Below are 14,433 nucleotides of genomic sequence, written 5' to 3'. Positions count from 1 at the left end.
TGATAATATGATAATTGCTGATAAAACGGCTATATATATAAAGAAAGCAGCCTTTTTCTTGCTATTAAGTTGCTGCTTAGTATTGTGCTGGATTTTGTCAGCAAATTCGCTGTTATTTTTTAATATATTGGATAATTTTAAGATATTTTCTTTTTTTCTTTAGTGTATTCTTTTAGTTCTATGGAGATAAAACCCATATTCTTTGCTGTATTATAATATTCATTAAGCTTTGTTATTATCTTTGTGTTGTCTGTATTTATTTTATTTTTTAGATTATCTATTGAGTCTAGCCACTTGTTAAGATGACTCTCATCTTTATATTGGTATAGCATTTCCTTACTATAGTACTGTATTTTTCCTACTTTGATATTTATTTCTGGGTTGTTTAATTTGTATAAATCGTCACTAATTTGGTACCTTAACTCCTTCTCTTTTGGATAATTATTTTTGAATAAAAAAATAGAGTTTAGATATTGTTTGTGTGTTTTTATTATATTTATGCATATTTTATAAAAATCGTCATAGAAATTTGGTGTGTTTAAAGTATTTTTTCTAAAGCTATTGTCTAGAGTTTCTGATTCTTTTTTTAATTCTATTATTTTATTTTCAAGTTCTTTGACCTCTTCTTTATCTGTAGTGTTGAGCAAGTTATTTATGTAATTTTTTGCTTTATTTTCAATGGAGATGTTTCTGTATAATTCAATAGTTGAGTCATAATTTTTTTCTATAGCTGTTATAGATAATATCCCAGCAACTCCTATAATGATAATTGCAGTTAAAAAAACAATATAGCTTAATCCTAACTTAGCTTTAAATGATAACTCCATTATCACTTTCCTTTTATGGCGCTGTTGGTTATTATAGCTTGAAAATTCAAACTTATCTTTTGTGAATTGCTGGGTAAATATTATATTTTTATTAATATTTGGTTTCTTTTGTTTTAATGTAATTTATGGTTTTGTTGAAGTTTTATTATTTGTTGTTATGGGGTTCTTTGGGGTTGTAAGAAATATTTTGTAATTAAATATGAAAATTTTTATTCTAATTGTGATAGAAAAAATGAAATATGGTTTTTTAATTTTAAAAATAGAAGATTTATATGGTAGCTAGAAGAACTCTTCTCACTTCACTTGGTTGTACAGTACTTGTTCCAACTTTGATCAAACAAGGTTTTGCCAGCATGGCAGGTAAACTTATATCATCACAACAGCCAATATGGTTAATGCCAGATGAGGCGGCAGCCCATAGTAAAACCTGGATATCCTTTGTTGCTAAGCCAAAGGTGTGGGGTAAACCACATGCGGTTGCTTTACAGGATACGCTTGGTCAGTTAGCAAAAACAATTTCACAACATGAGCCTGTGACTGTAATTGTTAACAAAGAAGATCTAGCATTAGCAAAACAAAAATGTGGCAGTTTAGTGGACTTTATAGTGGCTCCATTAGATGATTTTTGGATTCGTGATCATGGGGCTGTATTTGTAAAAAATACTAAAACTAATAAGTTAGGGGCTGTAGATTTTAATTTTAATGGCTGGGGAAATAAACAATACCATAGAAATGATAAGAAAATTGCCCGTAAAATGGCTACTAACCAAAATATTGAATTAATCTATACACCACTGGTTTTGGAAGGAGGGGCATTAGAAGTGGATGGAGAAGGCACAGCTATAATCACAGAAAGCTGTGTGCTTAATAAAAATCGCAATCCTGGTATGACCAAAGTGCAGTGCGAAACCCACTTAAAAACAACACTTGGTATTGAAAAAGTCATTTGGTTGCCAGGTATAAAAGGCAAGGATATAACCGATGGTCATACTGACTTTTACGTTCGCTTCACTTATCCTGGTAGAGTCGTGATTCATATGGCGCATGACCCTAATTCATATGAGTATGAATTAACTCGAGAGCACCAACGGATTTTAAAACAAGCCTCAGATGCAAAAGGTCGCCATTTAAAATTAATTGTAATGGATGAGCCAGAAAAACTACGAGATGATTTTTTAAATGATGACTTTGCAGCAGGCTATGTCAATTTTTACGTAGCCAATAAAGTAGTCATTGCACCTGAGTTTGGTGATAAACAAGCAGATGAAAAAGCCTATAAAATTTTACAGGCAGAATACCCAAAGCACACCATTGAAATGCTTAACATAGATCCTATTGCAGCTGGAGGAGGAGGGATTCATTGTGCTACCATGCAGCAGCCAGCAGTGTAGTTATTATCAATTACACTGCTGGAATTGGCAATGCACTAAATTAATTTAAATTTTCAGAAAAATTGTTGTTATGAAATTAGCAAAAACTGTTGTACTAATAGTTTATTAGGTATTCTACCTTGATGTTATTAGATAGGAAGGCAAGCTATAAGTCTTATAATTAGCAGAAAAAATAGTATAAATATAAGTAAATCTTCTATGTGGTGTATTCAATATTTATCCTAAGAACTATATACAATTTTATCTGTATAATTAGCTATCTTTGTCGTATAAATAATAATCCAAAATGAAACTGAACTAAGTTAACATATTAATAAAGTATACATCAAGTATTTCTATATTGAGGATTCTATCACTAAAAATGCAGAATTGTTCGGTACAATTTTGAAGTTAATTGTCTTTATAATTTATTCATTGCTCATATTCTTGAATAGCAAACTCTCTTTTAACTTGATTCAATATTATTAAAATTTTTATGAAGAAGAAGCTTCTCTATATAGGCGTTCCTATATTGACCGCCAGTGCTATACTTATTGTACAAAACTTTATTGGTGAAGATAACACTGTTAAAAAGAAACCAGTCACGAATGATGTTGTAAGTGTAGAAGATATCAATAAAATTAAAAAAGATCAATCAATAAAAAAGCGAAATATTACAGCTATAAAAACAAATACAGAAGTAATTGATCAAGACTCAACTGTATTACCTGAAGCTGAAGTGAATGCAATCAAAGCAGCAATAAGTGATTTGCCTTCACAGGTAGAAAAACCAGCTAACTTAGAACTCTGGTCAAGTGTTGATAGTGAGATGAATACTAATGAAGAAGGTATTCGTTCACAATCATTTAATGTGAATCCTGCGGCTCTTGAGCAACTTTCGGTTGGACAAAGTTTAACCATTGAATTGCCAAATCAACATCAGCTAACAGCAACGATTAATAACACCACGAATGGTGCTTATTCAGAAAGCTGGAACGCCAAGGTGGATAATAATTCACCCGTAGGCTCAGTATCCATTACTAAAGGTAAAGAGCAATCGATTGTTTATATCAATAGCGAGCAGGGGGAGTATGAAGCTTATATTGATAATAAAACGGGGAAAGCTTCGCTTGTTTATTTGGCTGATGTAAGAGCTAAAGCTAATTTCAAAAATGACACTGTTGAGTATCAACCTCAAAACTTAAGATAAGCTTGGTGCAAAATGTTAAAAAAACTATTTTCTATTTCAGGTTTGGCGCTGACTGTTTCATCTGCATATGCGGTTGAAACTATTGATGTTGCTATTTTATATACTAAAGAAGCAAGAGATAATCTTAAGAATAGTGATACAAAGAAACAATCTGGTGATATTAACCTTTATATTGATCATATGGTAAGCCAAGGCAACCTTGCTTTAAAAAATAGTAAAACTAATACACAAGTAAGAAGGCTGCCAGTAGAAAATGCTTTAGTCTTAGAAAAAGAAAGTTATATATTAAATTATCAAAAATGCTATAACTATTATGGACGTAGAGAATGCAGAACTGATTCATTAGGCTGGATACAAGATAATTCAAAACAAGTTCGTGAAAAATATGGAGCGGATTTAGTTGTACTAGTTATTGATGGTAGAACAAAATACGGCTGTGGTTTAGGTCATATGGCTCCCAATAGTGGAGTAAATAAAGGTGCTGCATTTAGTTGGATTAGTACAGAATGTGGTGCCGAAGGGTTGATACATGAAATTGGTCATAATCTTGGTTTAGGGCACGGTCATCGTCAAGATAAGGCACATAGCTTGAATGGGGGTTATGGCTCTATTGATTCGAATGCACGAGGCTATTATGAAATGGGTAGGTTTCATACAATTATGGCTTATAATTTTGTCGTAGATCGAAATGGTCAAACCAGGATACATCAATCTATTCCATATTTTTCGAATCCTAATATAAAAGCAGAATATATTGCTAGAGACTCTTGGGGAAGGGCTGTAAATAGAGAAACAGTTACACCTAGTGATGGAGCAAGAAATGCTGCCAATGGTATAAGGAAAGTAGCCAGCAGTGTCGCTAAATTTATGCCTACCGTTGTCACTGTTGGAGAACCAACACCATCTGAGCCGAAACCAGAGCAACCAACTCAGCCTGAAACACCAAAACCGAATCCACCAACTAAACCGGTGACCCCGATCCCAGAAAAACCTAATCCTAAACCTGAGGCTCCTACTTCAGAAAAACCTAGCCCTAAACCGCCAGTAAAACCTCAACCACCAAAGCCTGTTCCTCCAGTAACTAGCCCAGAACAACCGGCTAAACCAACTAATTGTACGGTTAAAATTCGCTTGCCGTTTAGTGCTGATAGATGGTTGCCTGCGATAGGGTTTGGTCAGTTTGGAAATAGCAGTATGTCTCCGATAAGTGTTGAAGGTCAAAACTGCCAGTCTATTTTAACCAGCCTTAATTCTATTTGGGGATTATTCAAAAGCTTAATTTATAAAATATCAGGGAATAGCTGGTATAAAGGTATAAGTCAGGATATCACTCAACAGCTCCGCCCAAATGAAAATATAAGGTTTTGTGCGCAAATGGCTTTAAGCAGTCAACAGTCAATGCGCCGGTGGGGAGTGACATTACTGAGAATGGATTATAATAATGGAAAACCGACCACGTATCGTCGTGTAGCACAGCGAAGTTTAACCTCTGGTTATTTTTCAAAAGTATGTGGTAATGCACGAATTAATGATGAAGAAGCTATAGGTTTAAACAGTGCGAAACTTGTGTATATGGTACCTAATCATAATAATGGCTTTTATTTCCGTCAGGGGAGAATACGTAACCTATAAAGCATAGAAGTATGGGGCAAGTTTGTTGGCCCATACTTCTATTTATTAGCCCATGATATAATTTGGTTAACTGTTTACTCTCTACTATATAAGCTAACTCTACACTTAATATTAGTCATCCAGTTGCAGGTATTGAAAGATATTGTGATAGGCTTATTGTGTACACTTTTACCTATTCTAACTTCCCTTTAAAAAAGATTTATATGGCTTCACTATAATGAGTAGTATTTATTAATTTTTTGAAAATAGTTTTATACATTTCAATAATTAATTCTTCGCCATTAAATTCAATGAAGTGGCTAAATTTTGGCCCTGAATTCAACTCAACTAAAAAAAGATCACCTGATATATCTCTGATTATATCAACACCTACCATCGCTGCTGGAATATGTTGAAAAATTGGCTCAACAAAATTCTTTAGTTCTTCTAATAGACAACTATCAGTTATATATTTTGAACACCCTCCAGGTAAGTTCCAATAGTTAGCCTTAAAGCCTTGTTGGTCTGTATATCGTTCGTAAGCTAAAATTAATTCATTTTTGAAGAACACTACCCTGTATTCTTGTTTTGTATTTATAAAATATTGTGCTAAAGCTACATAGTCATAATCAAGTGATTTTCTATTATAAATAGCATTTAAAGCATCAATTAGTTCTTTCTTAAACTGACAAAGAAAAACATTCTTAGATAAGGCTCCTCTATTTCGTTTAACTACCAAGGGGTATGAAAACTTAGCTTCAATTTCTTCAATTATTTTATCTAAACTGTCAAAGTACGTATATTGAGGGTACTCAGAAGCTTGTTGATAATCAAGAAAGCCAATTGTTTTAGGCATGTTGATAACGTTTTTCAGTATATGGTAAGTATGCTCTTTATCTAAACAAATTTGTGCTACAGACTCGGAGTTAAAAGGAGTTCGGCTTCTTTGAAATAAATAGCTTTTACTATGCAATTCAACTCTAATTAAATTACCTTCTGGGTCTAATAGAGAGTATGGGATGTGTAAATTTTGTAGGGCTTTAGTAAGACAAACTAATTGGGGTAACATCAATTTTATCCTTATTGCTATTGGAGGTGTCCTTTAATAGCTCTGCTTCAAAAAAGAATACTTGCTTACCAAAAGCTGGGACTAACTCATCCAGCCAGCATGCGTTTTCATCGAATTTTGCGTAGAAAATCTTATTACACCATTCTGGTTTGCGACTTTGAAGAAACTTAAGTTGAATCACTTTTTCACCGGCAATTTCTTCTACACCTTCCACTGTAATTTTTCCTGGTGCAGCCGACATAGACGGGCCTCTTACTGTTCGAGCAAGTCCAGATACCTTTTGGTAAGCTTGCCTATAAATTTCATATGCTTGTACTAATGGTATTTCATAATAAGCTTTAGGCCCAGTATCGCGCTCGATAAACATATAGTAAGGGATCATTCCAAGTTGCACTTGGGTTTGCCACATTTGTTGCCAAACATTTGGGTTATCATTAATTTTTCGAAGTAAGGGAGATTGGCAACGAATACTGGTGCCTGTTGCTAAAATTCGTTTTACTGCTTTCTCAGTAGCAAGAGTATCTAGTTCTCGCCAATGATTAAAATGAGCCATAAAGGCGAGATGTTTACCAGAATTGTTTACTTTATCGAAGAGACGTAAATAATGATCTGCATCTTGATCAGTGATGAAACGATAGGGCCAAAATGATAGAACTTTACTACCAATACGTATATTTTGAATATGTTTGTATTCACTACTAAGCAGAGGGGTAATCAGTTTATCGAGATGGCGTGCTGACATTGTCATGGGATCACCGCCGGTAATAAGTACATCCGTTATCTCTTTGTGATTTTTTAAGTACTGAAAAAATAATTGATGCTGATCTGTAGCAAATTTAAGTTGCTTATCCCCAATGAATTGGGGCCAACGAAAGCAGAAAGTACAATATGTAAAACAGGTTTGCCCAGCTGCAGGAAAAATCAACGCGGTTTCTTGGTATTTATGTTGAAGACCTGGGACAGGCGTACCTGCTAAAACAGGTACATTATGGGCTAATTGTCCTGCTGGGTGAGGGTTTAGTTGAGTTCTTATTTTATTAATAATGTATTTCAAGTCATCAGGTTTGTCTTTTTGGCTAAGAGCATTAGCAACTTGATTAAACTGCTCTTTAGAGAGGAAATCATGTTGCATGAAGGTTAACTGGAACATAGGGTCATTAGGAATATTGTTCCAGTCAATAAGCTCATCAAGTACATAATTATTGGTACGAAATGGTAGAATATTGCCTACTACACGAATAGCATGCTTTTGCTCATCATTAAACCTTTGTAGTTGAGGAATACTCTCAAAATTTTTAAGGTTATAGTATTTAAGTTGATAATTTCTCTTTATCATTACTTGTAATATTGCCTATCAACTAATACCACGGTTATGGGAAAATGTGGTTGTTTTATATTCAAATTCTAAGTTAGATTGCAAGGCAAGCAATATACCGTGTCTAGAATAATAAGTATAGATTTGCAAATACTTACTTGTATTTAACAAAATATTCAACATTTTTCATTTTCTTATGTGTGACTAATGTGTACTTTCCTGTTCCTAATACCTAATAAATCGAAGCAAGTAAGTATTAATTAATTAATTTTGTAATAACTTTTATTAGCATATCAAGCAATAATATGTACACAATTAGTTGTTATTCTAAATAACTCATTTGAAGGCCATATTATTTTATATATCTATAAAATAGCTTTGTATTTTAAGAAAAAATAAATAAGGAGTGTAAAGTGTTTCATAGGAAAATAAGTGCTGCTAGTATAATTGTCGTATTGCTTCTAATGGCAATGAAGGTCTCAGCTGAGAATAAAGTATTATTAATTGGTATTGATGGTGTTCAATATGAACGTATATTGGCGCTTAATACACCGTCATTTGATAGACTTAATCTAATTAAAGCTTATACCGGCGGTGTTCAGTGGCATAAGTCAGAGCAAAGAACTGTGAGCGGGCCTGGTTGGGCAACTATTATGACAGGTGTCTGGAAAAACAAACATAATATCTCCAGCAATGATGATGGTGCTGCTAACAATTATTGGCCGAGTATTTATCGATATATTTATAACGCAAATAATCAAGCGAAAATATATGGGTTTTCAACATGGGGACCAATCCATACTAAATTTTTTATAGGTGATATGGATATTTTAACAAGGCATGCTGAAGGTGGTAGTGATGATGATAATCTAAATAGAACTTTACAGGTGCTTAAGCATGAATCTCCTGACTTTATTTTTTTACATTTAGATGAGCCTGATGCCGCAGGCCATAGCCATGGCCATGGCCAAGCTTATGATGACTCGATATTAAGATCTGACCGACGGCTTGGACTGTTATTGGATGAAGTTGAAAATAGGGAGTTGCAACTCGGAGAAAACTGGCTGGTTCTTGTAACCACAGATCATGGGCGGGATGCATGGGGGAAAGGGCACGGTAGTCAAACACAAAAAGAGAAGACAATCTTTATTGCTAGTAACAAACCATTAAATAGTAATTATAAACAAGTGGCTGCTGTTCCAAATAATAGTTTTGGTGGACTTTATAATGAACCTGCGCAGACGTATATTGTTCCTACTATTCTTAGTTTTCTTAATATTATGAATGACGAGCACTGGGGATTAGATGGATTACCACTAATAGGCAGTATTACAGCAACTAAAGTTTATGTTGATATTGGTGGGAAAAAATGTGGCTTAGAATGGGATACTAATGCAGGGACTCCTATTACGTTAACCAAAAATGAACATGTTGCTAAATTTGACTGTGATGGTAATGCGGATCCCTTGTTTATCCGAGGTAATAAAATATATACCAATATTCATGGCTCTGGTTGTAGTTTGCAGTGGGATGTTGATAAGGGAACACCATTAACTCTTGAAGAAAATGAGCATGTAGCTAAGTTTGATTGCGCTGGTCACGCAGATTTAATGCAAATCAATAGTTATGGAATGACTACAACAATTAATGATACTAGCTGTGGCTTTCAATGGGATGCTGATGCAGGAACTCCGGTCACCCTAGGAAGGAATGAGCATGTAGCTAAGTTTGACTGTATTGGTAGTCCTGATGCTATGGAGTTATCTGAGCTAAAAGTGGAGTAATACATGGTAGAGCCTTTGTTTAAAGTCAGAGGCTCTACTTATGATATATTACAGGTGATATTTTTGTGCCAATTATCTGTAAACAGCCAAATGACTTGCTTTTCGTGTATAATGGTTGCTCAACTTAAGCAGGAGCACCCATGGCACGCAAGAAACTACAAGATGAACTATCAAGTGAGACCCGCCAGAAAAATATTGATGCACAAGTTGCTGCATTCCTTGAATCAGGTGGAAAAATCCAAGAAATCCCTAAAGGGCAAAGCGGTATGGAAGGCAATAAGCCGCGAGTTGGCATCGTGCTTGGTAACCCTCCCAACAAAGAAAAATAGTTAGCGTTTAGTAACATTTGTTTGGAAGAGAAAGCGCCAATATTAATAAAGTTTATATGCTATAATTTGAAATACTCAGGCAAAGAGGCCGTGAGTGACTAGCAGCCTGCAGGAGGGATGTTCTGCGGGCTGCTGGGTTTTTCTTTTTTTACAAAAAAATATATTTGGTAGTATTTTTTAACAATACAATTTTCTCATACTAAATATAGCTTTATTATTTCCTGCTTATCTTCTTGTATCAAGCTTGATCTATTTTTAAGCATAAAAAATGATAGAGCTGCCTATGGTGAAGGCTTTATTAGCTGCTATGATAATTATTTCCTATCTATTAGTGCTTTGCTGCATCTCTAAAAATATAAAATGCAAATAATTTCAGGTAACAGAAAGGCACCAAAAAGCAGCGCTTTAAATAAACTACTTTTTAACATGTTATATTTGGACTTAGCTGACTGTGTAATTGTAGCTAAGAAACATGGCCTTGCAAATTTTTGTTCTGTTTATTGCTCTAACCGTGTTGAAAATTGTTTATTACGTGAAAATATATTTTCATTGCCTTGGGTTGGATTGTTTGGCACGAATTGAGCGGTTAATAAAGATAAGCAGGCAATCAATGCGCCAATATAAAAAACTAATGAGGGGTTTACTAACCAAATCAATCCAAAAATTGCTGGTATAACTACTGCTGCAATGTGGTTTATAGTAAAGCTAACACCTGCACTGGAAGCAATATCAGCTGGATCTGCAATTTTCTGAAAATAAGTTTTGATCGCAATGGCCATTGCAAAAAACAGGTGGTCAACGATATAAAGTACAGCTGCTGCTGTTGCAGATTCGACAATTCCATAGCCTGTAAATACAATGATTAAACCAACATACTCAATGGTTAATGTTTTTTTCTCACCTAGCTTTTGAATAAGCCTACCGAAAAGAGGAGCTAGATAAAGGTTGGCAGCATGATTGATAATAAAAAGAATGCTTATTTCTGCTACTGTATAACCAAATTTTTCAACCATCATGAACGCAGCGAACACAATAAAAATTTGTCTTCTTGCTCCACTTAAAAAAGTAAGTGAATAATATAACCAATAACGTTTTCTTAAGATTAATTTTTTATGCTGTGCTACTTTTTCTGGAAATAAAGGGAATCCCAGTAATAAAATTGCTACGATGATCAGCCCAAGGCTACCGCCTAATAAATAAGTATTGGTAAAGCTTATGTTAATTAAGCTTAACAACCAGACTAATCCATAAGCTACTAAAGAGCTTAATGAGCCGACTGCTAATAGTTTTCCCATAAATATTGGGGCGGTATTTTTATCCAGCCACTGTAAAGCTAGAGACTGTTTGATAGTTTCCAGGTAGTGAAAGCCAGTGCTCATTAATACTGTTGTTGCATACAGGCCATACTCAGTTGGAAAGAATCCTGTAATAGCAACGCCAATGCTGAGTATTGCCAGAGAAATAACAGCAAATCGTTGCTCTTTTATAACTAATAAGATAAAAACAGCAGTAAAGGCAAGAAAGCCAGGTACTTCTCGAAGGTTTTGTAGGATACCTATTTCTTTTCCAGTAAACCCTGCTTCTTGAATACTAAAGTTATTAAGCAACACTTGCCAGATGGAGAAGCAAAGCGGCATTGCAATAGACAATAAAATTAAAAATATTTTTGGCGTACCGTATTTATTCATTAACTTCATTAGTATTCAATTCTTTTATAAAGACTAATTACCCATAATTAGGGTTAACAGCCCCTAGCATAAAGGATAATTACCTGTCATAATATATTAATATTGCCAGATAGTTTATTGATATGGACAAATTTGCCAAATAGTTGAGATTTGTGAGTGGATACTCTTGTTGTGGGTGGTATGTCGGATGTTCCTAAAACATTACGATGGATTGTAGAACCAAGAGCTGTAGATATGCCACCTAAGTACTTTGTTGCTGCTCATCAACATCCTTGGGGGCAGCTTTTATTTGCTGTAGAAGGGCTCATTTGTGTAAAGACTGAAGCTGGTACTTTTTTGGTGCCACCCCAACAAGCTGTATGGGTGCCGCCTTATACAGATCATGAAGTATCTACACTATCCGGAGCTAAATTTCGTAGCTTGTATATTGATAAGTATTGGTCTGAAAAGCTTAGTCGACCAACGGGTGTTATTCATGTTGCAGCTTTATTAAGAGAAATAATTTTAGCTATCATTAACATTCCAGTTAAAGGTAAGCCAAGCAGCATCATTAAGCACTTATGGCTAGTGTTGTTTGACAGTTTGAAATCTGCTGAAACTGTTCCGTTGAATTTGCCTGTGCCACAAGACACTCGTTTGACTAAATTGGTAAACTCCCTTTTACAACAACCAACTGATAATCAGTCCTTAGAAGCCTGGGGCATTCAACTTGGAGCTTCTGCTAGAACGATCAGACGAATTTTCGTTAAACAAACTCAAATGAGTTTTAGTGAGTGGAAGCAACGTTTAAAAGTGCTCAAAGCAATTGAGTTACTGATTAGTGGGATGACAGTTACTGAAGTTGCCTTTGAGCTGCAATATGAGTCAAGTGCGGCCTTTATTAATATGTTTAAGCGGCAGATGGGAGTAAGCCCAAAAAATTACCTACTCAGTTTAAAGTAAAAATGGCATTTATAATAATTATTCGTGAATGAACTAAATATAAATAGCATCTGGTCGATACACTATTTAGAAGATTTTTTTGTTCGGTTGAGCGTAGCTGGCAGGGATATTCAATGAAAATTTCAGCTGCTATTGTGGGCATGGAATATAGCCACTCTCGTGTCATTGAAGCCTTGACTGTAAATGATAGGCGGTCACGGAATTTTCAATTTGGTACTGATAAAGTAAGCATATCATTAGATGCACGGCAGAAATATCTATATCATTTGCAGCAGGATTTCAATTCAGCAAGCCAGGTAAGGAATTATATAAATCACAATCAATCTGTATATAAAAATCAGCAAGTTACTGGAAATTTAGATAATCATACTACAGAATCTACCAAACAGTTTATTAAAGCAGTTAGCAACTCTATATTAAGTAGATTTCAAGTGGGAGTAAGTTCGTTAACAACCGCAAACAACTTAGCTGCTGCTAATCAGTTTCAGCAATTACCAGAAACAAGTATAGTACAAATTAATCAGTACCAATTTTTTCATATTAATGAGCAAAGTCAATTTTCGGCAACAGGTAGTGTAGTCACAGCTGATGGCAAAAAAATAGAATTTTCAATTGGTTTTCAAGTACAACAAACCCAATTGTTTGAGTCGTCCAGTGAGTCAATTGTTGTGCAGCAAGTAGTAGACCCCCTTGTCATTAACTTTGGCGCCGAAACAGTTAACTTGACTGATACATTTTTTAACTTTGACTTAAATGGCGATGGAGAAACTGAACAAGTATCTCAGCTTGGCTCTGGTAGTGGTTATTTCGCTTTAGATCAAAATAATAATGGTATTGTTGATAGTGGGCTAGAGCTTTTTGGACCCCAAACAGGACAAGGATTTGCTGAGCTTGCTCTGTATGATAGTGATAATAATTTATGGATTGATGAGAATGACCCGATTTTTCAAGAATTAAAACTGTGGGTTCAAGATGGCAGTGAGGGCGGAGTATTGAAATCTTTGGCTGAAGTTGGTGTTGGTGCAATTTACTTAGGTCATACTCAAGATGATTTTAACCTGGTCTCAAAGCAGGGCGTTCTTTTAGGTAATATTAAAGGAAATGGCATTGTGTTGATGGAAAATGGTGATGTAAAAACCATTCAGGAAGTTGACTTGGCCATACAGACAAATTCGAATCAATTAAACGAAACTGGTGCTGCAGCATTTAATACAACATTTTTTGACAGACTTCTCAATAATTTTCACGAAAGAGTTCAGGGTCTTGTAGATATTAATCAGATGCCAAATAACAATGACTTAGCTGGTTTGCAGAGTACTGGACAAGTCAACAATATTATTGAAAAACTACAACGGTTAAGGGATGAGCAAAGAGCATATGGTAATACCATTGTCAAACAAGCTGAAGAAAGTAAGTCAATAGTTGAGCAGTTACTTGATAAACTGGCTGAGCAAAATGAAAAGCTCAAGAAAAACAGTGTGAACAGGCCCTAGATTGAGTATTGTTGCTATATATCTTTCGATTTGTACGGGATAGGGATAATTGAAAAATAGCCGACATTTATCTACCAGATAATCTAAACGAAGGGTTTTTTATGATACTCATGCCTTATTTGTGCTAAATATTCACTACTTAATGACTTTCCCTAATTAGTAGTTTGTACTGATCCTAATGTAACAAGTGTTTGAATGTAGTCGCAGAGATTTGTAAAAAATTTGCCCTAGCAATAATAATTCGCTATTGTCGGTTAGCTTGGCTTTTCGGATTTGCTGAAAAGTTTTTTAAACTTGTGTTATTTACTGCCTGATATTCCGGGTATAAATTTATTGATGAGTGAAGGAAGATTAAATGAAACAACTCTTTCTCGTATTCAGTGTCGCTGCTTTGTTAGCCGGATGTTCTTCTCCGCAGGTTATTAAAATGAAGGATGGTTCAACTATCAATACGCCTGACGAAGTCTATTTCAATGAGGACACAGGTTTTTACGAATATGAAGATACAACTGGTCGCCTGAGAACGGTGAATAAAGATGAGATCGTCACTATTGATGACATGTAATATTTTATAGGTATTTTCACCTAGCTTTTTGACTAACAGCTCAGTTAAGTTTTTGTTAAAACTTAAGGGTTAATAAGAATATAACTGAGCCATTTTTTCTAGCTTCTTTCGTTAATCTAACTATTTTATACTCTCCTCCTATCTTTCAGGCGTATTAACTTAATCTTTTAAATTAATATGTATTCAGACTTAATAATAGTTAATTAAAATAAAAATTATTTTTCATGGTA

At 34.7% G+C, this 14,433-nt stretch carries 12 protein-coding genes; 8 read left to right on the top strand and 4 right to left on the bottom strand.

The features are described 5' to 3' along the window. Nucleotides 1–137: 137 nt before the first annotated feature. Nucleotides 138–827: a hypothetical protein gene (locus tag G4Y78_RS27015; protein WP_163836062.1), complete on the bottom strand. Its 690-nt coding sequence runs from the start codon at nucleotides 825–827 to the stop codon at nucleotides 138–140. A gap of 353 nt (nucleotides 828–1,180) precedes the next feature. On the opposite strand from G4Y78_RS27015, the gene G4Y78_RS27010 reads away from it, so the two are divergent. The 3 genes from G4Y78_RS27010 to G4Y78_RS31460 all read left to right on the top strand — a co-directional run bounded on the left by G4Y78_RS27010 (nucleotide 1,181) and on the right by G4Y78_RS31460 (nucleotide 5,039). Beyond that, complete coding sequence (locus tag G4Y78_RS27010) at nucleotides 1,181–2,218, top strand: agmatine deiminase family protein (RefSeq protein WP_230425656.1); 1,038 nt, start codon at nucleotides 1,181–1,183, stop codon at nucleotides 2,216–2,218. A gap of 475 nt (nucleotides 2,219–2,693) precedes the next feature. After that, nucleotides 2,694–3,407 (top strand): hypothetical protein, encoded by a 714-nt coding sequence (locus tag G4Y78_RS27005; RefSeq protein ID WP_163836060.1) that lies wholly within the window; start codon nucleotides 2,694–2,696, stop codon nucleotides 3,405–3,407. A 12-nt stretch (nucleotides 3,408–3,419) separates the two neighbouring features. Continuing rightward, a complete protein-coding gene (locus G4Y78_RS31460) occupies nucleotides 3,420–5,039 on the top strand; it encodes a M12 family metallo-peptidase (protein WP_163836059.1) in 1,620 nt (539 codons plus the stop codon). A 199-nt stretch (nucleotides 5,040–5,238) separates the two neighbouring features. On the opposite strand, the gene G4Y78_RS26995 is transcribed toward G4Y78_RS31460, so the two are convergent. Beyond that, complete coding sequence (locus G4Y78_RS26995) at nucleotides 5,239–6,087, bottom strand: ATP-grasp domain-containing protein (protein ID WP_163836058.1); 849 nt, start codon at nucleotides 6,085–6,087, stop codon at nucleotides 5,239–5,241. Further along, nucleotides 6,059–7,423: a KamA family radical SAM protein gene (locus tag G4Y78_RS26990; protein ID WP_222937597.1), complete on the bottom strand. Its 1,365-nt coding sequence runs from the start codon at nucleotides 7,421–7,423 to the stop codon at nucleotides 6,059–6,061. The genes G4Y78_RS26995 and G4Y78_RS26990 overlap by 29 nt, the downstream gene beginning before the upstream one ends. Nucleotides 7,424–7,815: 392 nt before the next feature. On the opposite strand from G4Y78_RS26990, the gene G4Y78_RS26985 reads away from it, so the two are divergent. After that, nucleotides 7,816–9,186, top strand: coding sequence for an alkaline phosphatase family protein (locus tag G4Y78_RS26985; protein WP_222937596.1), 1,371 nt, complete (start codon nucleotides 7,816–7,818; stop codon nucleotides 9,184–9,186). 140 nt (nucleotides 9,187–9,326) lie between these two features. Continuing rightward, the gene (locus G4Y78_RS26980) at nucleotides 9,327–9,515 is read left to right on the top strand and encodes a hypothetical protein (RefSeq protein WP_163836057.1); all 189 of its coding nucleotides are present in this window, start codon (nucleotides 9,327–9,329) and stop codon (nucleotides 9,513–9,515) included. Between the two features lie 497 nt (nucleotides 9,516–10,012). Here G4Y78_RS26980 and G4Y78_RS26975 read toward each other — a convergent pair whose 3' ends face one another. Beyond that, the gene (locus G4Y78_RS26975) at nucleotides 10,013–11,212 is read right to left on the bottom strand and encodes an MFS transporter (RefSeq protein ID WP_163836056.1); all 1,200 of its coding nucleotides are present in this window, start codon (nucleotides 11,210–11,212) and stop codon (nucleotides 10,013–10,015) included. Between the two features lie 147 nt (nucleotides 11,213–11,359). Here G4Y78_RS26975 and G4Y78_RS26970 point away from each other — a divergent pair, with 147 nt between their 5' ends. The 3 genes from G4Y78_RS26970 (at nucleotide 11,360) to G4Y78_RS26960 (ending at nucleotide 14,203) form a co-directional block, all read left to right on the top strand. Next, entirely contained in the window at nucleotides 11,360–12,145 is a 786-nt protein-coding gene (locus G4Y78_RS26970) for an AraC family transcriptional regulator (protein WP_163836055.1), read from the top strand. Between the two features lie 113 nt (nucleotides 12,146–12,258). Continuing rightward, complete coding sequence (locus G4Y78_RS26965; RefSeq protein WP_163836054.1) at nucleotides 12,259–13,638, top strand: hypothetical protein; 1,380 nt, start codon at nucleotides 12,259–12,261, stop codon at nucleotides 13,636–13,638. Nucleotides 13,639–13,993: 355 nt separating this feature from the next. Then, nucleotides 13,994–14,203, top strand: coding sequence for a YgdI/YgdR family lipoprotein (locus tag G4Y78_RS26960; RefSeq protein WP_163836053.1), 210 nt, complete (start codon nucleotides 13,994–13,996; stop codon nucleotides 14,201–14,203). Nucleotides 14,204–14,433 lie beyond the last annotated feature (230 nt).

It is taken from the genome of Spartinivicinus ruber, from assembly GCF_011009015.1.
In the GTDB taxonomy this organism is placed as follows: Bacteria; Pseudomonadota; Gammaproteobacteria; order Pseudomonadales; family Zooshikellaceae; genus Spartinivicinus; species Spartinivicinus ruber.
Note: the sequence above shows the minus strand (reverse complement) of the source record. Positions and strands in the feature narration are given on the sequence as shown.

Excerpts from the sequence above, each read along its gene's own strand:
- G4Y78_RS27015 (WP_163836062.1), bottom strand. The coding sequence starts at position 827 with ATGGAGTTATCATTTAAAGCTAAGTTAGGATTAAGCTATATTGTTTTT.
- G4Y78_RS27010 (WP_230425656.1), top strand. The coding sequence starts at position 1,181 with ATGGCAGGTAAACTTATATCATCACAACAGCCAATATGGTTAATGCCA.
- G4Y78_RS27005 (WP_163836060.1), top strand. The coding sequence starts at position 2,694 with ATGAAGAAGAAGCTTCTCTATATAGGCGTTCCTATATTGACCGCCAGT.
- G4Y78_RS31460 (WP_163836059.1), top strand. The coding sequence starts at position 3,420 with ATGTTAAAAAAACTATTTTCTATTTCAGGTTTGGCGCTGACTGTTTCA.
- G4Y78_RS26995 (WP_163836058.1), bottom strand. The coding sequence starts at position 6,087 with ATGTTACCCCAATTAGTTTGTCTTACTAAAGCCCTACAAAATTTACAC.
- G4Y78_RS26990 (WP_222937597.1), bottom strand. The coding sequence starts at position 7,423 with ATGATAAAGAGAAATTATCAACTTAAATACTATAACCTTAAAAATTTT.
- G4Y78_RS26980 (WP_163836057.1), top strand. The coding sequence starts at position 9,327 with ATGGCACGCAAGAAACTACAAGATGAACTATCAAGTGAGACCCGCCAG.
- G4Y78_RS26975 (WP_163836056.1), bottom strand. The coding sequence starts at position 11,212 with ATGAAGTTAATGAATAAATACGGTACGCCAAAAATATTTTTAATTTTA.
- G4Y78_RS26965 (WP_163836054.1), top strand. The coding sequence starts at position 12,259 with ATGAAAATTTCAGCTGCTATTGTGGGCATGGAATATAGCCACTCTCGT.
- G4Y78_RS26960 (WP_163836053.1), top strand. The coding sequence starts at position 13,994 with ATGAAACAACTCTTTCTCGTATTCAGTGTCGCTGCTTTGTTAGCCGGA.